21 protein-coding genes and 1 pseudogene are annotated in these 22591 nt (G+C 42.7%); 15 read left to right on the forward strand and 7 right to left on the reverse strand.

All coding sequences use genetic code 11. The features are described from left to right. Positions 1 to 235 precede the first annotated feature (235 nt). The gene (locus tag GXP67_RS33840) at positions 236 to 1576 is read right to left on the reverse strand and encodes an McrC family protein (protein ID WP_162447213.1); all 1341 of its coding nucleotides are present in this window, start codon (positions 1574 to 1576) and stop codon (positions 236 to 238) included. Positions 1577 to 1800: 224 nt separating this feature from the next. Between GXP67_RS33840 and GXP67_RS33845 the strand changes: the two genes are divergently transcribed. Together GXP67_RS33845 and GXP67_RS33850 are read left to right on the forward strand one after the other, a co-directional pair. Beyond that, the gene (locus GXP67_RS33845) at positions 1801 to 2616 is read left to right on the forward strand and encodes an alpha/beta fold hydrolase (protein WP_162447214.1); all 816 of its coding nucleotides are present in this window, start codon (positions 1801 to 1803) and stop codon (positions 2614 to 2616) included. Between the two features lie 123 nt (positions 2617 to 2739). Next, positions 2740 to 3087 carry a hypothetical protein gene (locus GXP67_RS33850; protein ID WP_162447215.1) on the forward strand — a complete coding sequence of 116 codons (348 nt, stop codon included), beginning with the start codon at positions 2740 to 2742 and terminating at the stop codon, positions 3085 to 3087. Positions 3088 to 3200: 113 nt separating this feature from the next. Here GXP67_RS33850 and GXP67_RS33855 read toward each other — a convergent pair whose 3' ends face one another. From GXP67_RS33855 to lpxK, 5 genes are all read right to left on the reverse strand, one after another. Continuing rightward, positions 3201 to 4127, reverse strand: coding sequence for a DMT family transporter (locus GXP67_RS33855; protein ID WP_162447216.1), 927 nt, complete (start codon positions 4125 to 4127; stop codon positions 3201 to 3203). A 386-nt stretch (positions 4128 to 4513) separates the two neighbouring features. Further along, on the reverse strand, positions 4514 to 5683 hold the full coding sequence (locus GXP67_RS33860; RefSeq protein ID WP_162447217.1) for an epoxide hydrolase family protein: 1170 nt from the start codon (positions 5681 to 5683) through the stop codon (positions 4514 to 4516). 85 nt (positions 5684 to 5768) lie between these two features. Beyond that, positions 5769 to 6311: a Crp/Fnr family transcriptional regulator gene (locus tag GXP67_RS33865; protein ID WP_162447218.1), complete on the reverse strand. Its 543-nt coding sequence runs from the start codon at positions 6309 to 6311 to the stop codon at positions 5769 to 5771. A gap of 165 nt (positions 6312 to 6476) precedes the next feature. Next, positions 6477 to 8366: a putative porin gene (locus GXP67_RS33870; RefSeq protein WP_162447219.1), complete on the reverse strand. Its 1890-nt coding sequence runs from the start codon at positions 8364 to 8366 to the stop codon at positions 6477 to 6479. A gap of 21 nt (positions 8367 to 8387) precedes the next feature. Further along, positions 8388 to 9437 (reverse strand): tetraacyldisaccharide 4'-kinase, encoded by a 1050-nt coding sequence (gene lpxK / locus GXP67_RS33875; protein WP_162447220.1) that lies wholly within the window; start codon positions 9435 to 9437, stop codon positions 8388 to 8390. A gap of 488 nt (positions 9438 to 9925) precedes the next feature. Here lpxK and GXP67_RS33880 point away from each other — a divergent pair, with 488 nt between their 5' ends. The 10 genes from GXP67_RS33880 to GXP67_RS33920 all read left to right on the forward strand — a co-directional run bounded on the left by GXP67_RS33880 (position 9926) and on the right by GXP67_RS33920 (position 19641). Continuing rightward, positions 9926 to 10333 (forward strand): hypothetical protein, encoded by a 408-nt coding sequence (locus tag GXP67_RS33880; protein WP_162447221.1) that lies wholly within the window; start codon positions 9926 to 9928, stop codon positions 10331 to 10333. A 178-nt stretch (positions 10334 to 10511) separates the two neighbouring features. Next, the gene (locus GXP67_RS33885) at positions 10512 to 10973 is read left to right on the forward strand and encodes a VOC family protein (protein ID WP_162447222.1); all 462 of its coding nucleotides are present in this window, start codon (positions 10512 to 10514) and stop codon (positions 10971 to 10973) included. A 127-nt stretch (positions 10974 to 11100) separates the two neighbouring features. Further along, the gene (locus GXP67_RS33890) at positions 11101 to 11448 is read left to right on the forward strand and encodes a DHCW motif cupin fold protein (RefSeq protein ID WP_162447223.1); all 348 of its coding nucleotides are present in this window, start codon (positions 11101 to 11103) and stop codon (positions 11446 to 11448) included. A 64-nt stretch (positions 11449 to 11512) separates the two neighbouring features. Then, positions 11513 to 12190: a CPBP family intramembrane glutamic endopeptidase gene (locus tag GXP67_RS33895; RefSeq protein ID WP_162447224.1), complete on the forward strand. Its 678-nt coding sequence runs from the start codon at positions 11513 to 11515 to the stop codon at positions 12188 to 12190. A 40-nt stretch (positions 12191 to 12230) separates the two neighbouring features. Next, on the forward strand, positions 12231 to 12356 hold the full coding sequence (locus GXP67_RS37910; protein ID WP_262890467.1) for a hypothetical protein: 126 nt from the start codon (positions 12231 to 12233) through the stop codon (positions 12354 to 12356). Between the two features lie 78 nt (positions 12357 to 12434). Further along, entirely contained in the window at positions 12435 to 13769 is a 1335-nt protein-coding gene (locus GXP67_RS33900; protein WP_162447225.1) for a glucuronyl esterase domain-containing protein, read from the forward strand. A 98-nt stretch (positions 13770 to 13867) separates the two neighbouring features. Continuing rightward, entirely contained in the window at positions 13868 to 14230 is a 363-nt protein-coding gene (locus GXP67_RS33905) for a hypothetical protein (RefSeq protein WP_162447226.1), read from the forward strand. A gap of 284 nt (positions 14231 to 14514) precedes the next feature. Continuing rightward, entirely contained in the window at positions 14515 to 15270 is a 756-nt protein-coding gene (locus tag GXP67_RS33910) for a Ser-Thr-rich GPI-anchored membrane family protein (RefSeq protein WP_162447227.1), read from the forward strand. A 67-nt stretch (positions 15271 to 15337) separates the two neighbouring features. Next, entirely contained in the window at positions 15338 to 16456 is a 1119-nt protein-coding gene (locus tag GXP67_RS33915; RefSeq protein WP_162447228.1) for a hypothetical protein, read from the forward strand. Then, a complete protein-coding gene (locus GXP67_RS33920; protein WP_162447229.1) occupies positions 16435 to 19641 on the forward strand; it encodes an Ig-like domain-containing protein in 3207 nt (1068 codons plus the stop codon). Before GXP67_RS33915 ends, GXP67_RS33920 begins: the two co-directional genes overlap by 22 nt. A gap of 108 nt (positions 19642 to 19749) precedes the next feature. Here GXP67_RS33920 and sdaAA read toward each other — a convergent pair. Further along, positions 19750 to 20654, reverse strand: a pseudogene (gene sdaAA, locus GXP67_RS33925) (L-serine ammonia-lyase, iron-sulfur-dependent, subunit alpha). Positions 20655 to 20921: 267 nt separating this feature from the next. On the opposite strand from sdaAA, the gene GXP67_RS33930 reads away from it, so the two are divergent. The 3 genes from GXP67_RS33930 (at position 20922) to GXP67_RS33940 (ending at position 22516) form a co-directional block, all read left to right on the forward strand. After that, complete coding sequence (locus GXP67_RS33930) at positions 20922 to 21086, forward strand: hypothetical protein (RefSeq protein ID WP_162447230.1); 165 nt, start codon at positions 20922 to 20924, stop codon at positions 21084 to 21086. Between the two features lie 146 nt (positions 21087 to 21232). Next, positions 21233 to 21613, forward strand: coding sequence for a methionine-R-sulfoxide reductase (locus tag GXP67_RS33935; protein ID WP_162447231.1), 381 nt, complete (start codon positions 21233 to 21235; stop codon positions 21611 to 21613). A 369-nt stretch (positions 21614 to 21982) separates the two neighbouring features. Beyond that, on the forward strand, positions 21983 to 22516 hold the full coding sequence (locus GXP67_RS33940; protein ID WP_162447232.1) for a gluconate 2-dehydrogenase subunit 3 family protein: 534 nt from the start codon (positions 21983 to 21985) through the stop codon (positions 22514 to 22516). Positions 22517 to 22591 lie beyond the last annotated feature (75 nt).

Here is a 22591-nt window from a genome sequence, read left to right on the forward strand (position 1 = left end):
CCGGGCCATTGGAATTGTCCGGGTTTATTGTTTTACCGAAATAATAAACAAAATGCGTATTGGTGATAACAGCTTTTGCAGAAGGCACCCTATACAAGCTTTAGGGTCAGCATTGGCCTTATGCGGGTTGAATACAGAGATTGATGCTAAAACTATGCCTCTCCGACTCAGGAAGCGAAAAGCTTCTGCATTGAATATTAGCTTATTACGGAAGATGACATTTATAATAGTGTAGCTATTGATTAATTATTTTTCCCAATTCCTCCTTTAACAATACTTCCAGGTATTCCCGTATATTAATCTGGTTCAGGTCAGCGGTTTCGGCTACTATTACCGGGAGCAAATGTACATGCATATAAACCGTCTGGTTGCCCAGGCCATTTTCTATTTCATAGGTTAAGGTTTCCAGTTTTGTCACCCGTCCGGGATACAGCAGGTGTACCTGGGTAGAATTCCTGCGGACAGCATAGGCCAGCATCTGGTACAAATCTGCCTGATTGATATCCTTTCGCACATGTTCCAGATCATGGTTCAGTACTTGATACTTTGTATCCATAATTACATTGGTTGCCGGAATCCAGATATCATTGCGGATCTGGAAAACCTGTTCTCCCTGCCAGGTAGCCAGGTAACTCCGGCTTTGTGTCTTTACCTGTATCTGGGGAAAATGTTGTTTAATAAATCCGGCTACAAAATATTCAAATACTCTTTCCATGGGTACCAGAAAAGAAAAATACCTGCCTTCTTGCTCTGGTGGGGATACTTGTTCATTCGCCAGGAAGAACCGGCACATATTCACGATTTCCTGGTGGTCTTCATACAAACGGTTCAGGCGGATGGTATCTATCTCTGAAAGCAAAAATTCCTGCTCACTTACTTCCTTCAACAGAAATAACACCGATTCGAGCGGCTGAATACTTTTTTTAGAAGCTACCGGTAAAAGCTGAGTGGCTACATATTTTACAAGGCGGTTAAAGGAATTATCGTACTGCAAAGAAGAATACCTGGTTTGTAGTTTTTGCCACTGGCCGGTACCTAACTGTTGTTGCATGTAGGGGTCTGTCAGGAGTTTGCCGCGCATAAATTGCTGGGGACCTTCTTCTTCTTCATAAGCTACATACGCCTGTGTCGAGAGTATCTGCTCGGTGAATACAGCAAACATATGGATACAAACCTGTAAAGGCGTACCTTCTGCTTCCGTATCGAGGCTATGTCTGGCAAAAGGAAAACGGAAGCCTGGAACATATGATAAATAAAACAACAGGTGCTGAAACATAGTGTGGCTGGAAAAACTGGCAGACTGAAAAATCTTAGGAAGCAGTTCAATCAGCAGTCCTTGATAATATATAAATCCCACATAATTCCTGGCTTGTATGTCCTTTCCATCAAATGTTAAAATGGCTTGTCCTTGTTTGCGGATAGTAGCGCTCAGTTCTTCAGATTCGGCCTCTTCTATCATCTGTTGCTCATAGAACCATAAGCGGTTTTCCCATATTTGCTTCAGGTACGTTTTAAAAGATTGAAGTTCTATATGTGCAGGTAAGGTCTGATAATCACCGAATTCGTACAGTTGCATGGCGGGAAAATTGTGTTAACTTAAAAGAGAATTTCTTCAGTTTGCTGTAATTATTACTGCTCCCTGATGGTACGCAACAGTAAACGATTGACACCTTGACAATCTGTTAAAAAGAAGTAATTTACTGTTTTTATCAACGGTTTTGGAAAAATATTCAGGAGCGATATAACAAAGTATCTCTTTCTCTTCAGCGAGTTTTTAAAATACATTTAAATATAAAATCTATGCCTGCCTTTCGATTACTTCTCTTCATCTGGATTATTCTTTGTCCGGTTTTTAATAGTTATGCCCAGCAAAATACTTCTGCCACCGGTAAGCATTTTACTTCCTTTGATAGCACCAGGATTTACTATGAAGTGCAAGGAACAGGAAAACCAGTAGTATTGATTCATGGCTTTATTGTAAACAGTACTTCCTGGAAATCAAGCCCGGTATACGACAGCCTGCAGCGGAATGGTTTCCAGCTGATTACCCTGGATTTACGCGGCAATGGCAACTCTGATAAACCCCATGAGAACGCAAAATATGCAGACAATGCTGAAATCAAAGATATTATGGCTTTAGCCAAATTATTGAAATTAAAAAAATATGATGTGGTCGGCTATTCCAGAGGTGCTATTGTGGGTGCCAAACTGATGGTAACTGATCCCAAAGTTAACAAAGTGGTACTGGGTGGCATGGGCGCTGATTTTACCAATCCGGATTGGCCCAGAAGGAAGCTTTTTTATCAGGCATTATCCGGAGAGCCAGTGAAAGAACTGGAAGCGATGGTGAAACATGTGCAGCAAAGCGGCCTGGACCAAACGGCTCTGGCCTTTTCTCAGAAAGAACAGCCTGTAACCACACCGCAGGAACTGGCGAAAGTTCAACATCCGGTTCTGGTGATTTCAGGCGATGTAGATAATGATAATGGTTCTGCCGAGGAACTTGCCAAATTAATTAAACAGTCCAAAGTGGTAAGAGTACCTGGCAATCATGGTAACACCATGCGTTCGGCTGAATTTGCAAGGGAGATCACTCAGTTCCTGAAAGGGAAGTAAGACTGGTATTGAGTTGCAGTTCTCATCATTAAATCAGGATGCAACTTTCCCAGGTATGCAGGGGTCATGTAGGAAACATTTCATTTCTATGAGTCTATGAGAAAGATATTACTACTTCTATTTATGGGGTTCCTTCTTTTGTCTTGTCAGCGGGAAGATGTAGTTCCGGGTCAACTCCTGCTGCGTATTAAAAATGCAACTTCCTATCAGTTTGATGAAGTATATGTGAATACGTCAAATGGAGAGAATTTGTATGGCATTCTGAAGGCTAGTTCAACTTCAGACTACAAAGAGTTCGAGGCTGCCTATCGCTATGCGTACATAAAATTAAAGATACAGGGAGAGGAATTTGTTATTCAGCCAATTGATTATGTAGGCGAAGAACTTTTGACAGAAGGTAAATATACGTATGTATTGAGTATGTATGATTATGAAAATAAGCTATTACAACTTGAGTTTAAAAAGGAATAACTATAGGTACTAAAACCGACATCGAGCACTAACCAAACCCGTTTAATCGCAAAGCCATCCCACTGTGTAATAGTATACAGAAGTCTCTACCGGCATCCAGGCAAGCGGCAAGCTCAGGAAGTTTTTGCTGCAGCACGCTTTAATTTCAGGCTGGAAAGATTCCGTTTTAATACCGGATACAGCAATACTGCCGCCAGAATAATTACAGTCCCAAAATAAAAACCAGGGGTCATTTTTTCGGCATCGCCAAAAAACAGAAAAGCCAGCACTATGCCGTATACCGGCTCCAGGTTGATGGTCAGGTTCATGGCAAAAGCCGTAAACTTCTTCATCAGCCGCACCGCCAGAGAATACGCATATACAGTACAGATTCCGGCCAGAATGGCAATATATAGCCAGTCGGTGAGCGTAGGATTGAGCTGTAAAGTCTGGGTATCAGTCAGGTAATAACGGTAAACCGGGAGAAATAAACCGGTGGTGAGGAAGGCACCGATCATTTCATAAAACGTAATCACAAAGGCATCGTGCTTGTTAGTAAATCCGGCATTGATCACACTGAACAAAGCCGCCAGCAGCGCCGAACCAATCGCCATCGTTATTCCCAGGGCATGATTAAATTCAAAATGAAATACCACATATAAACCCACAATTACCACCAGCCCGAGGAAGATTTCCAGCACACTGATTCGTCTTCCCCGGATGAGAGGTTCTGTGAGGCTGGTCCACAGGGAACTGGTCGCCATGCCAGCCAGACAGATAGAGGCCGTAGAAACCCTGGCTGCGCCGAAAAACAGAATCCAGTGGGCCGCAATTAAGGCACCAGTACTCATTAATTTGAGCATTTCAGGCACCGGCATACTGAACTTCTTCTTGCGTACATATAAAAGTACAGCCAGAAACAGGATAGATAGCAGGATACGGAAAAAGACCAGTTCAACAGCCGGAATACTGATCAGCAAACCCAGAATGGCTGTAAATCCCCAGATAAGGACAATAAAATGGAGTTGCAGATAGTCTTTTAAGGCAGGTTGAGTGGTCATTGGTCAATTATGTTCGCTTACTGTTGTTGTCTGTATTTATTTCCCTACGATTCAGGTTAAAATCTAAAAGTTTTATAATCAAACAAACATAGCTGTATAACTTCTAGTCTGTTCATCTGTTTTATAGTTACTAAAGAAATAATTGCTTTTTCTTTACCCTATCTTTACTTTTATTTTGCTTGCCCAAAATAAAAATAACAAAACAAAAGGGCAGCACCAACAAAGCCTGTTTTACGCTATGTAAAATCATCGCTCAAACCTCCGGCCTGCACACAAGGCAAAACCGGCCACACTGTTGCTGCACCATCCACCGCACAATTATGCAGTCACACTTTGTTGTAAATTATATCTTATTGAATAAAATAATCCATATTAATCCAGGAGAACTACTTACCTGAATAAAATTGCCTGATATCATTTACTAATAAGTCGGGTACTTCCATGGCCGGAAAATGGCATCCTCTATCATAAAAGGCCCATCTGTCTGGTTCGCCCATCAATGATACTAATTTCTTCAATAAAGATTCATCTTGTTTTTTTCCAAAGCAAGCAATTCCTGATTGAACTTTCGGTGGTGTCCATTGACTGGCTGCCTGTGCGTGATCGTCGCCCCAGTTAAAAGCCATGCTCATGTTTTCAGCCATAATTTCTGCACTTGATGCGCCAAGCTGATTAAACCAATATAGCGAAACATTGGTCAAAAGCTGGTCAATATTTACGGCATTTTCCGGTAAAACCGTATCAGCATCCGTCCATTCTTTATATTTTTCAAGCATCCAGGCCAACTGCCCGATGGGGCTATCCGATAAACAGATCCCAATGGTATGCGGTCTGGTAGCCTGGATTTCCAGATAGGCTGTTCCTTCTTTTTTGTATTGTTTCATCCACGCCAGCCTCTCTTTTTCGTTTTCGGTAAAAAATGAGTTATCTGAAGGAAACATGCCAAGTCCGGCTACGGCAAAAAAATCTGAATTAATATGAGTTCCAATCAGGTTGTAAGCCGCAATACCCGACATAATTCCGACAATGCCTGCCCCCATATCGCCGCCATGAACCGCAAATTTTTCATACCCTAATTGCTTCATTAAAGTTGTAAAAGCGCTTGCAATCCGAAACATATTCCAGCCTTTTTCTTTTACCGGGACTGAAAAACCGAATCCCGGAATGGAGGGAATCACCAGATCAAAGGCTAACTGGTTGCTGTCTTCTGGGTTTGTAAGCGGTTCGATCACCTGCATAAAATCTGCAAATGATCCAGGCCAGCCATGAATCAGCATCAGTGGAATAGCATTGGGCTGAGGTGATTTAATATGCAGGTAATGTATATGTTGATTATCAATTTCGGCGATAAACTGCGGATACTGATTGAGCAAAGCTTCTTGCTTCCGCCAGTCAAATGTATTCAGCCAGTAAGCGGATATCTTTTTTAAATAATCCGCAGGCACCCCTTTATCCCAGTCCTCTTCCGTGAATGTATTGGTAAAACGGGCATTGGCAAGCCTTTGATTGAGATAGCTAACCTCTTGCTGTGGAATTTCGATGGTGAATTTTTTCATGATTTTTGAATTTTGATTATCAAGTTTTGTTGATTCAAAATTCGTCAACCTGCCACCGAAAGACGATAACAATTGTTAATAAATGCTATCGCCTGTTTCTGATTCTGCTCAGGGAAACAGAAGTTATACCTAAAAAAGAAGCAATGAAATGTTGAGGCACTCTTTGAAGGATCATGGGGTACTGTTCTAATAATTCTTGATACCGTTGTTCGGGGCTGTTTTTTATTCTGGATAAAAAAAGTTTTTCTATGTATAAAAGCCGTTGCAGGGTTTGTTCTTCCAGTTCCTGTTTGATCAAAAGCGAATTTTCAATAATAGTTAGATAGTCTTTTTTAGTGAGCGATTGCACAACAGATGGTTCAAGGCTTTCAATGGCATACAAACTCGGTTGATTGTATCTGAAACTTTCGGCAGAGGAAATGCCCTCGCCCTCAAAGAAAAACTGAAAGGTTATATCTTTTCCATGGTTATTAAAAGAAAGCCGGAAACAACCTTTTTCAATAAAGTAAACTTTCCTGGCGATTTCTCCTTCCCTCAATAAAATCTTTCTGGCCGGAATTTCTTCCCGCTTAAATAAGTAGCTGAATCTTTGCCATTCTGATTGTATATTTGTTAGCTGATCTATCATTTGATTCCGGTATCATATTTTGTAATAACCCGGCCTAAGGTAGCACAGGCTTTCAGAATACTAACCTTTCAGGCTGGCACTAAGGTTTTATATATCTTCCTGGTACACTTCTTTGTTGATCATCACCTGCAAAACCAATATAACTAATGATTACTGACCTATAAACTAATCAAACAGCAGCCAGTTTACGCCAAAAGCAAAGGTACGTTTCAAGCCGGTATAATAGGGAGCTACAAAATAGCCTGGTTCCGGCAGATCCTGGTTGGCATGCGCCATTTTCACAAACAGCCGTACCCGTTTGATCCGTACATTTACAAACACATCTCCCACAATATACCCAGCTGCGGTAAAGTCATCCTGCAGGTGAAACTGTCCGGTGGCAGGCATGTAGCCATAGGGTTTATAGGTAGATTTATAATGTACATCTACACCGATCTGTGTTTCTAATGCACCTTTAAACAGCTCATTCTGGTAATATAAACGCCCGTTGGCAAACTGCTCAGGTATGCGGATAATATCAGGACCAGTTACTTTGGTATACACCGCCTGAGTTACCAGATGAAATTTTTTCCAGACAAGCCCAAAATTCAGACCCACACTCAGCACCTGTACCGACTTGCTTTCCTGTTGAGGCAGGGCTAGCGTATCGTAATACACCAGATTTTTGATATTGCTGAAGGTAGCAAAGGGCGAAAAGGTAAGCCAGTTGTTTTTGATATTAAAATAAGCAAAGGTGTTATCCGATAAAGTATTCCTGAAATTGGAATTGTCCCAGATAAAATGATTGTTTTGAATCTGCTGCTGTATAAAGGTGGGTGAATAATAAATGCGGTGGTGGCCAATACGCCAGAACTTGTTTTCATAGACTACCTGAAGGCGGTAATCCCGGAACAAAAGATATTCTGCTTCGGCATGAATCTGGGCACTATCGCTCAGGTTGTAATTTATCCATCCCCCAATGAAGTTCTCTGCCCCGGTTCTTTTATCGATATACGCCGGTTTATATCCGACCCGGTAATCCCGCCGCCGGACATAGGCCCGGTAATCCAGATTAGCCAAACTGCCTTTCAATCCTACCTGGTTTTCGTGTACCAGGAAACGCATCGAAAGATCAGTAGTATCAGGCCGGAAATAATATCCATCCGGAGCACTTCGGTAAAAATCCAGACTGCCTATCCTCACATCTGAGCCAGAAGCATCATCCTGCAAACCGGCATCCCGGAAATCATACACATGGCGCATGCGGTCGAAAATATGGTATACCTGAAATCCTTTGGCAAAAGCATACTGGTGATACAGGTGATAATGGTTCCGGTAATCCCGTGAACGGGCATTGCGCAATATTGCCGTTTCCTCCTCATAGGCAAATAAACTATCCGGGGGGGCAGGTGCTCCATTGACAGAATCCTCGCGGATGCCTCCCTGGTCTACCATGCCATGATTTAAATGAGAGAAATGTGCCAGCAATTGGTAGGTGCTGTCTTTATTTTGATACCTGGTATAGAAGGCAATCGTCTGGTTGTCGCTTTGCCTATCCTCGCGGCGAGCATAGCCGAATTGCTTGGGAGCTGTAATGCGCTGGTAAGTAAATCCGGCATTCCAGTTAGGCTTAATATTGCGGCTGAAATCGACACCCAGAATTTGCTGTAGTAATCCCCCTTGCGCATAATACACACTGCTATAAGGCGATTTGGTATCATAATATTTGATTTTATCTGGTGTGTAGGCATACAGGTCATACACATTAATGCCAAAATAAGTCCCTATCTGCGTGGGAGGTGTATAGAAAACCGGCCGGATGGCCGTTCCCAGATTGCCCAGGTCCTGGTAGTGGTTGCCATAGCGGTTGACGAAATTATAATTGTGAAAATTATCTAATACGGTATCTACAGTATAGGCACGGTCTTTATTGGCCAGTATATCTTTTTCCAGCAAAAAACGGGTAGTGGTGGGGCCATATACTTGCTGGGTAGAATCGTCCAGTATCTGCGCCTGAGCCAGGAAAGGCAATAACAACACGAGCAGGAAAAAGCCGGAAAGCTTATATTTTTTCAAAATCACGCGCAAATGTAGTAATTACTTAGGAGGTTCGGAGAGGGAGTTTAACACTTTTTCGTTAAAATCCTGCCCTTCTCCAAACAAAAAACATACCTCAATCGGCAAATACCAGATAGGCAGCCGGGAAATTTGTGCGGCAAAATCCGGATGCATCAGCTTCACATAGTCTTTTTCAGTAACCAGGATATGTTTTGCCTGCACCTGCATAAACTGACTGGAAATTGCATCCAGGTCTTTTGCTGTATAGGTATGATGATCATTCAACGCCATATGGTGAGAAAGCGTATAGGTATGCTGTACATACTTTTCCAGAGGCTGTGCATTAGCCAGACCGCTCACGAGTAACACTGGCCCCTGAAATGTTTCAGGTTTGGTATCAAAGCAAACCGGCTGCCCATACCGGATCGTGGTAAAATATACTGGTGTAGCTGGTTTTGCATAGCTATTGATTTCCTGAGTAATCGCTTGTTTTTCTGCCTTAGATAATCCTTCCGGACATTTACTCACCAGAATCACATCTGCCCTTTTAGCTCCGGCTCTCCGCTCCCGTAATCTGCCGGAAGGCAATACATAATCTCTGTAAAAAGGCCGGTTATAATCTGACAGCAGGATGGAAAAAGAAGGCTGTACGGCTCTATGCTGGTAGGCATCATCTAAAATGATCACTTCCGGTACAGGCTGCCTGGATAAGAGTTCATCAATCGCAGGCACCCGTTTCTCTCCTACTGCCACCTGGATCTGCCCTGTAAACTTTCGGTAAAATTGCATGGGCTCATCGCCAATATCTCCGGCATGGATACGATCATTTGCCAGGAGAAATCCTTTGGTTTTCCGTCCATACCCCCGGCTTAGCGTTGCGATGCGGTACTTGTCCTTGAGCAGGCGGATCAGGTATTCCACATGGGGGGTTTTGCCGGTTCCGCCAACGGTTAAATTTCCCACACTAATAACCGGCACTGGGAAGCGGATGCTTTTTTTGTAGCCTTCCTCATAGAGCCAGTTTCGGATATCAGTAATTAGCCTGTAAAGCCATGAAAATGGAAAAAGCACAATCTGCAACAGGTTCATGCAAGGAAAATTATCCGGCAAAACTAAGCGTTTACAGATTCTTTCCTTATGGAAAGGAATTTGTTTTTGCCGAAACTAGAGTTTTCCTTCACAACAGACGACCTATAGCACGATTCATCAATAAATCTTATGGAGAGACATTGGTTGCAAACAAACTTCTTTTTATCTTTTGGTGATCGTGTATACCACAAATAATTGCACAAAGGTAAGTGCAGAAATTACAATGTCTGTATAGGTGTAGTTATACCGATGTTGTGCACCATTTTTTAATGAAAGATAATTTAATATTAGGCGGAGTTTACAAAAGTGAATGGGACGAGAGGCCATTTAGGATTATCGGAATGGATAACGTTGAAGTATTATACGATTGTTTATGACCAGATGACAACGCTTGGACATTCTCAGGAAATTTTAATAAGAAGTGCTACTTTTACAGGACATCTAAAGCCTTATTTGAAACAAAATCACGATTTCTCAACAATTTACCTTTGAAACAACAGGAGCAACAGGCTTTTCGACCTGATCTGTCAGTGAGATTTGGTAGAACAAAGGAATTGAGATGGAATGATTTCAAGGTTACTGACTATCTTAATTTCGTTGAAATACTAAACAATTTAACTGATAAGAGATTTTTGGACCCGAAAATTGACGCGGAGGAAATAGTCTTGATTCCATATGGTCCAAAGGGCGGACTAAAAAAAGGAAAGATAATAAAGGCAGAAAATTCGAAGTATTTTGAATGTGCCGAGGTGATTTGGAAAGCTAAGAATCTACAGGAAAGTGTCAACAACCACACAAGTGCAGGGATAGGAATATACAGGATTGGCTTTGAAAAAAGACTCCCCTCCTTTTACATCGGACAATATCAAGACAGTGCGGGATTATTAACCGAGTAAAACCGGTGCAGAACAACTATAATTCATTTGCCTTTTAATGTTTATTCTGGAAAGGCAACCGCCTTATAGCTAAGCGTTACAAGACGAAAACAATAATGATGCAAAATAAATACACTATTATTAATACTCCCGATTGTAATAGTTCTTGCAAAGCTGTACCTCAACCACTAAAAACGATATGGAAGATCACAATAACACAAGTGCAAACACAACATCTCATGATACTACCCCAAAGGTGACAGGAATTGGTGGCATTTTCTTTTTTTCTGACAATCCCGAAGAAATGAAAGAATGGTACCGTAAGAACCTGGGACTTGAGACTAATGAGTATGGTTCAACTTTTGAATTTAGAAACGCAAACCGGCCTGAGGAAATTAACTCTCTTCAATGGAGCCCCTTTAAAAAAGGAAGTGAATATTTCGCACCTTCCAGAAAGGAATTTATGATTAACTACCGGGTTCAGAATATTGAAGGACTTGTAGACAAACTCAAAGAAAACGGAGTAACTCTACTTGACAATATTACGGCTTACGACTATGGAAAATTTGTACATATAATGGATACAGAAGGCAACAAGATCGAACTATGGGAACCTGTTGACAGTGTGCAGACAAATACGGATGATCAGGCATTAAAATAATGGAATAGTTTGAAATAACGGGGACAAAAAAGAAAGCTGAACCCATAACGGCAAATGAATAAAATGTTATCTCTATCAAATATATGAGACTGACACCATTCATGCTTCCACCTTACCTTATAACTCTATGAGTCACAACATTCCCTTTCAGGTGATTCAATGGGATACCATTCCCAGGGAGGAGCATGCAGGAAAAGAGGGATTGGCCTACTGGCAAACGGTTCAGTTCCCCGGCTTACGGATCAGGCTGGTAGAATATGGGCCGGGTTATCTTGCCGATCACTGGTGTGAAAAAGGACATATCATCCATTGCCTGGAAGGCTCCTTTGTAAGTGAATTAAAAACCGGGGAAATATTTACTTTACAAAAAGACATGAGTTATGTAGTTTCGGATGATCTCAGTTCACACCGCTCTTTTTCAAAAGATGGAGTAAGGCTACTCATAATAGATGGAGACTTTTTGAAAGCAACATAAGATAGCCGCCTACTTACCGGAAAAGGTTTGCACATAAGAAGTAAATACAATGGTTTTATAATCTATGAAGTCAGATCGTACACATACGGAACCCATTACTCCCATCTCCGACAAAAGAAGAATAGTTGAAATCATAGCCGTATTGTGTACTGGTGTGGGCAAATTCATTTTCATGGATGCCTTGAACTGGAAATTACCATTTATTATCACTGCTATTATAGGCTGGTCAATGTATATTGCCTTTCGCTACTCTCAGCATAAGGGCATACTGGCGTACTGGGGTTTCCGGATGGACAACTTTAAAAAGGCTTTGCGAAAAGTATTGCCATTTGGCATTGTATCCGTGATTGGCTTCGTTGTAATTGGAGCGATCCAGGGCACACTCAACCCGACCTGGCATATTCTTCCAATTTTGATCATTTATCCTATCTGGGGAACTATTCAGCAATTTTTACTTATCGGGCTGGTTGCCGGAAACGGCCAGGATTTAAATACTATTTCAATTCCCAAAATAGTAATCATCTTGCTCGCTGCCCTTTTGTTTGCAGGCGTACACTATCCCAATTACTGGTTAATCGCAGCTACCTTTGTACTGGCCCTTTTTTATGGATACATTTATTTACAGGTTCGCAACGTGTACGTATTGGGCTTGTTTCATGGCTGGGTGGATTGTTCTTTTACACAGTTGTTGACCGCGATCCCTTTATGGAAGTATTTGGAAAACTGCTTTCCTGAAATATGATTCAATTAAAAAATTAAATACGCATTACCGATAACAGCTTTTGCAGGAATCACCTTATACAACCTTTGGGTCAGCACTGGCCATGCGTGGGTTGTATAGAGTGATGGATGCAAAAGCGGGGCCTGTCCGGCCCTGGAGGACACGGGCATCTCCGCAGAATGTATGAAATTTATGTACCTGTATAATAACAAATCACATCACATTTAAGAGTATCTTCATAAAAAGCAATCCACCATTACCTGACATGAATAAACGACTTTACTTTATCTACCTCTGCACACTTCTCTCTTTCCAGTCGCTTGCACAGCCATCCCAACAACAGCGGGATAGCCTGAATAAACTAAGTGCAGAAGATCATCAACTCATGATGAAACAACTGGGCATCACCTCCTTACGTCCCGGACCTTCGGGAAATCCGGAAGCACCCAATGCAGCCAATTCCGATGAATCAAAAGCTTCTCCCTATACTAACTTGCCTGATGCCCTGGTTTTTAACGATGGCACCAAAGTACGTACAGCCAGGCAATGGGAGAAACGCAAACAGGAGCTATTTGAACTTTTTTCGAAGGAAATGTATGGCCGGATGCCAGCCAGTATTCCTGCTGTGACATGGGAAGTGGTGAGCCAGAAAGACACCGTAAATGGCAATTATCCGGTAAGAGTAAAACACTTACTGGGACATGTAGATAATCGTTCGTATCCGGCCATAAAAGTAGATATTCAACTCACGCTTACTACGCCTCTCAATCCGCCATCCGCAGTGCATTTGGTATTAGAATTTGGCTGGAATTTTCCCGTCAACCGCAACACACCTCCCCCTCCAGGACCTACCTGGCAGCAACAACTTCTGGCAAAAGGCTGGGGTTATGCCATTTTAATTCCCACCAGTTTTCAGGCCGACAATGGGGCTGGGTTGAGAGCAGGTATCATTGGCCTGGTAAACAAAGGTCAGCTCCGGAAAGCGGATGACTGGGGTACCTTGCGTGCATGGGCCTGGGGAGCCAGCCGCGCTATGGATTATCTTGAAACCACCCCGGAAGTAGATGCCAGACGTGTGGTGATCGAAGGACTGTCCAGGTATGGAAAAGCAGCCCTGGTAGCTATGGCCTATGAACCCCGGTTTGCCATGGGCCTCATCGGTTCATCCGGGGCAGGCGGAGCAAAAATACTGCGCAGGGTATTTGGCGAACAGGTAGAAAACCTGGCTGCTTCCGGGGAATACCACTGGTTTGCCCCCAACTTTATTAAATATGCCGGTCCGTTAACTCCTAACGATCTGCCAGTAGATGCCCATGAACTTATTGCTTTGTGTGCTCCCAGGCCGGTATTTATCAGTGTAGGGTCGTCAACGGTAGAAGGCCATTGGATTGATGCCAAAGGAATGTTTGTAGCTGGTGTACATGCCAGTCCGGTATATGAATTACTGGGCAAAAAAGGCCTGGAGAGTAAAGAATTTCCTCCCCAGGAAACGGCTTTACTCAAAGGAGATATTGCCTACCGCCAGCATGAAGGCGGACATACTGTAGGACCCAACTGGCCATTTTTTATTCAGTTTGCCGAACGTTACTTTAAAAAGTAATAAAGAGATAATCAGGTTTTTACAGCCTAAATCCAGTGAGTGCTGATGCATGAGTAGCAAATATATCTGGCCAATAACTCAGCTGAATCCTTAGGCTTATGGAAACAGAAAGAATTATTGAACAAATCGTTAACAGTAAGAAAGCTAGGAAGAAAATAAGCTGGTATTATACATTAGCTATATACAGCTATTTATCTCCTATTGGATTGTTTGGATTGTTCCTGTTAGACTCATTTACTTTTGGGCTGACAGAGAGTTTCTTTTTTGGAGCAACTTTACTGGGTTTGTTACTCGCCGCAATAGCTAGTTTATTTTTTACAGTAAAAGGATTGAGAATAGCCTTTAAAACCAATGATTATGAAAAGAAAGATATAGGGTATGCAAATCTGATTATGGGTGTAATTTATTGTATAGCCGGGCTCTTAGCACTTGGGTATACCTATATAATGATCGAGAATTAGTCCATACTGAGATTCGACCGAATCAGATAGTAGTTTGATTTGCAGCACATAATCTACAGCACATTCAGAAATTCCTTCGGCTGTATTTGTAACTGTTCGTTCTGATTCCTACATTTATATACCAACAGCATGTAAGACATTTACGCATCTGGCAGCTAATTTCTTATTTGCCTTTAGTAAATATAAGTACTTACAATTTCCATGTAACGGTAGAGTATCCGGAGGCTGATAGCAGTGTCCTTAGCCATATCAGATGTACTCTTCCCCTATATTATTCTATGTGTATGAAACATTTTTTCTATCTTCTCTTATTTTTAACGCTTCCATTAGAACAGGCACTCGGGCAAACCATTACCAACGTACGGGCAGAAACCAGTGGCGATGTGATCAATGTGTATTACGACCTGCAGGGAACGGCCGAAGGGCAGCTGTACCAGATAACTTTATACAGTTCTCACAACGATATGGCACAGCCCCTGACCTTTGTAAGTGGCGATACTGGTCCAAATGTGCAGGCTGGCGCTGCCAAAAAAATAGAATGGCAGGCAAAAAAGGAAATCCTGCGCTACACTGGACAAATCACTTTTGAAGTCCAGGCCAGCCTGCTTTTATCCCCTTTGCGTATCAAAAGTCCTGCGCTTGCCTCTTCCTACAAACGGGGTAAAAGCTATCCTCTGACCTGGGAAGGCGGTATGCCCGGCGAAAATGTACGGCTGGAACTCTTTCAGGGCACTTCCAAAGTTAATGATATTGCTAGAGTAAATAACAATGGAACCTATACCTGGAGTATTCCTGCAGCTACTGCCCTTGGCAATAATTATAAAATCAAAGTGATCAGTGTAGACAAACCGGATAACAGCCATCTCAGTGAGAATTTTGCCATCAAGCGAAAGGTTTCTACGGTGGTGAAAGTATTACCAGTAGCTGTACTGGCAGGAGCCGCAGTGTATCTGATTACCAGTGGTGGTGGAGGTGGCGGCAATGGTCCTGATCCGGTTAATCCGGCTTCGAAGCTTCCAGAACCTCCGACTGGTCAATAATTCTTTCTACTTACTTTCAACCTATCCTCTCTATCCAATTAGCAAAGGATTAGTTTTATTACCACTTATGAAAAAATTAAACATACTGATACTGGGTTTATTCATTGTTCAACTTTCAAAAGCCCAGATAGGCAAACAATGGGATAAAACGTTTGGGGGCACCGAATATGAATTTATTACTTCAACGGTTGCTACTTCTGATGGAGGTTTTTTACTGGCCGGCTATTCTAAATCTGGTGCAAGCGGAAATAAATCGGAAGCCGGGCGGGGTGGGTACGACTATTGGGTAGTGAAGATAGATGCCAATGGGAATAAAACCTGGGATAAACGCTTTGGTGGAAGCGGAGACGATATATTATTCTCAGCTATTCAAACAACCGATGGATACTTACTGGGAGGCTATTCAAATTCTGGGGCCGGTGGTGACAAATCCCAGGCCAGCCAGGGAAGTAATGACTATTGGGTGGTGAAGATTAGTAGCACAGGAGCAAAACAATGGGATAAACGCTATGGCGGAAGTGGCGATGATTACCTGACTTCTGTTCTTCAAGCTACGGATGGAAGTTATCTGCTCAGTGGCTACTCCTCCTCTCCTGCCAGTGGCGACAAAACATATAATCTGTTAGGTACAGAAGGCTTTGCTGATTTCTGGGTGCTTAAAGTGGATGCTTCTACAGGAAGTACCATATGGGATAATGCCTCTGGAACGCCATACACTGATCAGCTTTATTCGGTGGTGGAAATCGATGGTGCATTTCTGTTAGCTGGCTATTATCCTTATGGTGGTGATGATGAAAACATGGATTTTATTGTGTTTCAGATCAATGGGACTAATGGAAATTTTGTAGAGGACAAAGATTTTTATTTCGGAGGCGATAATAATGACTATTTATCTACCATTATTAAAACAGCGGATGGAGGATACCTGATAGCCGGCTATTCAAACTCAATAGACTCTTATAACAAATCCGAAAATCCCAGAGGAGGGTATGACTATTGGATACTAAAGACGGATGCCAATTTTAAAGCAGAATGGGACAAAACACTTGGTGGCACATCCGATGATTATCTGCTTTCGGCAGTGCAGACCGCCGATGGTGGCTTTCTGCTGGGGGGCAATCATACTCTGGCATTGGCAATGAAAAAAGTGAGGGAAACCGGGGTGTGGCCGATTTCTGGACGGTAAAAATAAGCAGCACTGGTGCTAAACAATGGGATAAACGCTATGGGGGCTCTGGCCTGGATGCACTCAATGAAATTGTAAAAACCTCTGATGGTTTCCTGCTGGCCGGCTATTCAGAATCAGGTATTGGCGGAGATAAAAGCCAGGCCGTATTCGGTGGTGTAGATGCTGGCGATTTCTGGGCTGTAAAACTCATAGATGCTCCTGTCATTACCACTTTATCACCTGCTAATGGAGTTACGGGCGTATCTGTTTCTACCAACTTGGTTATGACGTTTAGTGAAAGTGTACAAAAGGGTACCGGTAATATTATAATTACACATGGCAGCACTTCCCAAACTATAGCTGTAAGTAATGCTATTGTCAGCATTTCCGGAACTACAGTAACGATCAATCCATCTAATGATTTTCCAGCAGGTACTTCTGTGAGTGTGCAGATGCCTGCCGGTGCTTTTAAAGACCTGGCAAATAACAACTATGCTGGTATTACCAATGCCACTACCTGGGCTTTTACCACTGCCGCTGCGGCAGATGCCACCCCTCCTACCGTTACTACCTTCTCTCCATTGGACGGTGCTACCGGGGTAACTACCAACGCCTCTTTGAGTATTACCTTTAGCGAAAGCATACAAAAAGGCACCGGAAATATTGTAATAAAATTGGGTGCTACTACCCTACAGACTATTGATGTAACGTCAGATGCAGTTTCCATTTCAGGAAGTACAGTTACGATAGATCCTCCAAATTCCTTCAATTCTGGAAATGCACTGAATGTACAGATGCCTGCGGGAACGTTTAAGGACCAGGCTGGAAATAACTATGCCGGAATTGCCAACGAAACCACCTGGAATTTTGCTGTTATTGACGATACCACTCCCCCATCCTTTGTATCGCCCACTCCCTCTGTTTCTAATATCGGCACTACCACCCTGAATATTGATGTTAAACTGAATGAGGCAGGAAAAGTATACTATGTGATAGTTCGAAATGATACATCAGCACCCGATGCTTCAGAAGTAAAATCCGGACTGGATGGTGCCGGTACTACCTCTGAAGTTAAAGCCAAAGGAAGTATTACTGTAGCTGCCAATACAACTGTAAGTATCGCAGTAACCAGTTTATCAGCAGGTATTCCTTATGATATTTATATTGTAGGAGAAGATAATAAGCCAAATCTACAATCGACTGTAACTAAATTGGATATCGTCACTTTGGCACCTGATACGCAAGTACCAACAGTTACAACTTTTTCACCACTTAAAAGTGCTACTAGTGTGTCCCCGGATGCCAATCTTGTAATCACCTTTAGCGAAACAGTAAAAGTGGGCACCGGAAGTATTAGTATTAATGCCCAAGGAAATACCGTACAGACCCTTTCGGTGAGAGATGCAGGTATAGTCAATATTGCTGGCAATGTGGTAACGATCAATCCGCCGAATGACCTGCCGCTCAATAAAGGCATAGATATTCAAATGCCTGCCGGTGTGTTTACAGATAATGCCGGAAATAAATTTGCAGGTATTCTCAATAACGCTACCTGGACGTTTACTACCGTAGCCCTGCAAATTACGCAGAGTACCTTACCCAATCAGTTCACTTCTACCAGCGGCACTATTGCGAATAGCAGTGCTTCTATTACGCTAAATCAATTGCCAGCGGGCTCCAAAGTACACTTCTACTCCAAAAGTATCAGCCGTGAAACTTTTGTAAGAAAAGCAGAATTAACCCCTTCCAGCGGTACTACTTTCACAGAAGCTTTGCAGGATAAAAGCCCGGATGAAATTGGCTTACAGTATTATTTTGAAATAGTACCGGCTTCTGGGTTTGGAACTCCATTCAACAGTGCTGTTACTACGGCTTCTATCAAGTATACAGATGGCCTGGCAATTCCAGGTTTATTATCCGGAACCGAGCAGAAAGATTACCAGATCATCTCTGTTCCTCTGGAATTGACAGACAAAGCCACCGGCAATGTATTTAAGGCATTAGGCACATACAACGATACCAAATGGCGTTTGTTCAGCCACCTCAACGGTACAGATGCGTATCAGGAAAACACCAAAGGTTTGTCCACTATTGAACCCGGCACCGGCTATTGGCTGATCATGAAAGATAATACTGCCATCAATACCGGCGAAGGTGCTACGTTCCGCAAAAATACCGATGACCCTTTTACCCTCACCCTCAAACCCGGCTGGAACCTGATCGGAAATCCCTACAACCTGGATGTTTCCTGGACAGATGTAAAAGCGGCCAATAATACACTTACCGGCTTAGGCAATCTGCGGGTGTTTGAAAATGGTAGTTTTAAAGATTCGGATGTACTCAAAAAATTCAGGGGAGCTTTTGTCCGGAATGAGTCGCAGGCGGATCTGGTGGTAAAAATTCCGGTAAAACGCAATACCGCTTTAAACGGCAACCGGATTGCTGCACTCCAGCGTCACCATGAAAACTCATTATTTGAGGTGAATTTCTCCCTGCATTCCCAGGAAGTAGGCTATCAACTGGGTGGATTGGGTATGCATCCGGAAGCCCAAGCAGGCAAAGATGGACTTGATGATTTTGTATTGCCCAGGTTCCTAAAATATTTAGACCTTCATTTCCCCAGAGCCGGTGAAGGCAAAGATAAACTGACCAAAGATATGGTTCCGGTTGCCGATAGCCACATCTGGGACTTCTCTGTAAACACCAACCTGAGCAGCCAGCCTGTTACGTTAAACTGGGAAAACTTTCTGAATCATCCGGCTGGTAACCAGTTGTACCTATATGATGTGGAACGGAAAATTGCTATTAATATGCTGGAGCAGCAAACCTATACTTTCCTGGCAAAACCACTTACGGCTTTCAAGGTATATTATGGCAAGCCTGAGTTTATAGCCCAGTATATCCGCATTCATGAGGCAGGAGCGTATAGCTATCCGAATCCTTTCACCGAAACCGCCATTATTGCATTCTCCTTACCAGCCTCTCCTACTGCTTATAGTTTGCAGATGCCTGTATATAATGCTTTAGGCCAGCAGGTAGCCGTTCTGGCGAATGGAAATTATAGCCATGGATTTCATCAGATCAGCTGGAATGGCAGAGATATGTCTGGGAATAAATTGCCTACTGGCGTCTATACTTGCCAGATACAGGCTGTTTCTGGTGATACAAGCAAGCAATACACCATCCAGCTGGTGGTCAGGTAGATGGTTTCAATTCAACTGAACTGCTGTAATTTTACAAGTGGGAATCTGAATTTTCCTCTTTAAATGGAAAGCCAACATGACTATTGAGAGCTTGAAGCTCTTAACTTCTTATTCCTTGCCTTCCTCATCCGGCAAAATGTCAATATCCTGGATGAGTACTTTTTTTGAAATGGCCTGTCCGGTTAGGGTGGCAGCTAATCCGCCCTCGGCAGTTTCCTTGTAACGGGTTTCCATACTCTGACCAATTTCGCCCATCGCCATGACACACTCGTCTACCGGAATTACCGGATTCACCCCGGCCAGGGCAATCTGGGCAGAAGAATAGGCAATGGCAGCCCCACTGGCATTCCGCACCACACAAGGCACTTCTACCAGACCAGCTACCGGATCACATACCAGGCCCAGGGTGCACTGAATGGTAATAGCTACAGCCGCAAAAACTTCTGAAATAGAGCCACCCAGGCAATAGACAATCGCCCCTGCACCCATAGCCGCCGCACTCCCGGTTTCTGCCTGACATCCCCCAACTGCCCCAGCCAGAGAGGCATTCTGTTCAATAATTAAACCTATGCCTGCCGCTACTAGTAAACCTTCCAGAATGGATTGATCTGATAAATCGTGTATTTCCTGTATGGTCGTAAGCATACCTGGCAAAATTCCGGATGCACCTGCTGTGGGAGCGGCTACAATGCGGCCCATACAAGAGTTTACTTCCTTAGCAGCTACTGCCCTGCCCACCAGTTTCTGAAATTCCGGCGACAATACTGTTCTGGCTTTGAATATTTTTTAGCGCCATTGTTAATCATGCCGGAGCGGGAACTCATCTCTTCGGTCAGTCCGGTTTGTACGGCTTCTTTCATCACCTGGTAAGCGTTGGCCATTCCTTCCCAGATCTGCGTTTCTGTGCGGCCCTTCTGTTCGGTTTCGTATTCCAATACCGGAATATGCAATGCCACCTGATGGGTTTCGCAATGCTGTTGCCAGCTTTTAAATGATTCAAACAGAAGAGACATAGGAATGAAATTTTATAAAAGTTTAATTTAAGTAGTATTCCAGGGTATACTACATTCCCGACTAAACTATACTCGACAAGTCTACATAAAGATACAGCCTTATATTCCTATTTCAAACAACGCTTGTCAGCTAAAAACAGCCTTATTCCATCCAAAATCTGATTTTCACGTAAACAATACATGAATGAATTTTCTTTTCTGAAGTTTATGCTAAGAAATTTCGCAACTATTTGTTAGATATAACTTTCAAACGAATAAAAATTATCAATGATGGAAATACTAAAGTTCAAAACCAGTCCCTTATCCCTTGAAGAGGAACAAAAAATTGCCACCCTGCTCAATCAGGATAAAATTGTGCATAAGTGGAATATAGACAGAGAGAACAACGATACGCTCCTCACCATTTCCGGAAATGAGGCAGATCCCCAATAAATCATCAATATGCTCAAACAGGCCGGATTTGAAGCAGAATTTATTCAGGTTTTTGGCGCAGGCGGAAGCGCTTTGTAGGCCCAGGCAGTAAGCGGAATCAAATTTTATATAATTCAGTTATAGCTATAAAAACTAATTTCTAAACCATGAAAAACCCAAATCCTGCCTCCTATAATACCTTAACACCTGAAGAAGAACGGGTGATTGTATATAAAGGAACCGAACGGCCTTTTACAGGAAAATATTATACCAACAAAGAACCCGGCACCTATATCTGCAAGCGGTGCAATGCGCCGCTTTACCGCTCAACCGATAAATTTGAGTCACACTGCGGATGGCCCAGTTTTGATGACGAAATTGAAGGAGCTGTAGAACGGGTACTTGATGCCGATGGCCGCCGGACTGAGATTATATGTGCTAATTGCAAAGCTCACCTGGGGCATGTATTTGAAGGAGAAGGCTTTACTTTCAAGAATATACGGCATTGTGTAAATTCTATTTCCATGGAGTTTGTTCCTGCCAGATAATACTACGTCGTTGTTCGTTGCCAGTTGCTGGTAAATGCGATGAATTTAGTGCATAAGACCTAATTTAATTCTATATTACTAAACTGATTTGTAGTAAAGCGGCCTGCAAGGATTAAACTATTCTTGCAGGCCGCTTTATATTAATAAACTTATGGTTTTATGTAAGCTAATATTCCTATAATGACTTCTCATCCTGGCGCAGGCGGTTTTAATTTTGTAAGATTGCCAGTTAATATGTAATTTTATCGATAACTATAGCTATATCAAAGGCTCGTTTCATTCCATTGTGATCTCATTTTTTATTGTTCTGGAAAAAGGAAAGGCTGCTTTTCAGCTATTTATTAATCTCACTCAATTATTTAATTACATATGCGTAGACGCTTGTCACTCAAACAAATGGCCGTTGCCCTGGGAGGAATGATAACAGTTCCGACATGGGCGTACGGATGGAACCAGGATGCACTCAAATTCACTTCTGCTTCACTCCTTCCTCCGGAACTGGAAACCTTGCTGAGTGAGGTGGTAGATACCCTGATTCCAGCTACTGATACACCTGGTGCCAGAGAATTGGGCGTAGATAAGTTTATTCTGACTATGCTCAGGGATTGTTATGAAAAAGAAGCGCAGGATAAACTGGCAAGTGCCCTGCAAACCATTGATGAAAGAGCCAAACAAGAGGTGAGCAGTGGTTTTACAGCTTGTACGCAGGCTCAGCGTACACAAGTCCTTGCAGTGCTAGACAAGGAAAATAAAGAGCAAAAAGAAGACCGTTCGTCTGCATTTTCTTTGCTGAAAAACCTGACCATTCAGGGATATCTCAATTCTGAGTATGTGATGAAGAACCTGTTAAAATATGAACTGATTCCGGCCAGGTATCATGGCTGCGTTCCGGTTAATAATTAATATTTAGTCCACAGATCATAGTCGGCAGTCCACAGGTATTTTTCCTGGCTGAAAAAGATTCATACAACCCATACA

The sequence above is a fragment of the Rhodocytophaga rosea genome, from assembly GCF_010119975.1.
Classification (GTDB): Bacteria; Bacteroidota; Bacteroidia; order Cytophagales; family 172606-1; genus Rhodocytophaga; species Rhodocytophaga rosea.

Bases quoted from the DNA above. Each gene is read 5' to 3' on its own strand.
- GXP67_RS33840 (WP_162447213.1), bottom strand. From the start codon at position 1,576: ATGCAACTGTACGAATTCGGTGATTATCAGACCTTACCTGCACATATA.
- GXP67_RS33845 (WP_162447214.1), top strand. From the start codon at position 1,801: ATGCCTGCCTTTCGATTACTTCTCTTCATCTGGATTATTCTTTGTCCG.
- GXP67_RS33850 (WP_162447215.1), top strand. From the start codon at position 2,740: ATGGGGTTCCTTCTTTTGTCTTGTCAGCGGGAAGATGTAGTTCCGGGT.
- GXP67_RS33855 (WP_162447216.1), bottom strand. From the start codon at position 4,127: ATGACCACTCAACCTGCCTTAAAAGACTATCTGCAACTCCATTTTATT.
- GXP67_RS33860 (WP_162447217.1), bottom strand. From the start codon at position 5,683: ATGAAAAAATTCACCATCGAAATTCCACAGCAAGAGGTTAGCTATCTC.
- GXP67_RS33865 (WP_162447218.1), bottom strand. From the start codon at position 6,311: ATGATAGATCAGCTAACAAATATACAATCAGAATGGCAAAGATTCAGC.
- lpxK (WP_162447220.1), bottom strand. From the start codon at position 9,437: ATGAACCTGTTGCAGATTGTGCTTTTTCCATTTTCATGGCTTTACAGG.
- GXP67_RS33885 (WP_162447222.1), top strand. From the start codon at position 10,512: ATGGAAGATCACAATAACACAAGTGCAAACACAACATCTCATGATACT.
- GXP67_RS33890 (WP_162447223.1), top strand. From the start codon at position 11,101: ATGAGTCACAACATTCCCTTTCAGGTGATTCAATGGGATACCATTCCC.
- GXP67_RS33895 (WP_162447224.1), top strand. From the start codon at position 11,513: ATGAAGTCAGATCGTACACATACGGAACCCATTACTCCCATCTCCGAC.
- GXP67_RS33900 (WP_162447225.1), top strand. From the start codon at position 12,435: ATGAATAAACGACTTTACTTTATCTACCTCTGCACACTTCTCTCTTTC.
- GXP67_RS33905 (WP_162447226.1), top strand. From the start codon at position 13,868: ATGGAAACAGAAAGAATTATTGAACAAATCGTTAACAGTAAGAAAGCT.
- GXP67_RS33910 (WP_162447227.1), top strand. From the start codon at position 14,515: ATGAAACATTTTTTCTATCTTCTCTTATTTTTAACGCTTCCATTAGAA.
- GXP67_RS33915 (WP_162447228.1), top strand. From the start codon at position 15,338: ATGAAAAAATTAAACATACTGATACTGGGTTTATTCATTGTTCAACTT.
- GXP67_RS33930 (WP_162447230.1), top strand. From the start codon at position 20,922: ATGATGGAAATACTAAAGTTCAAAACCAGTCCCTTATCCCTTGAAGAG.
- GXP67_RS33935 (WP_162447231.1), top strand. From the start codon at position 21,233: ATGAAAAACCCAAATCCTGCCTCCTATAATACCTTAACACCTGAAGAA.
- GXP67_RS33940 (WP_162447232.1), top strand. From the start codon at position 21,983: ATGCGTAGACGCTTGTCACTCAAACAAATGGCCGTTGCCCTGGGAGGA.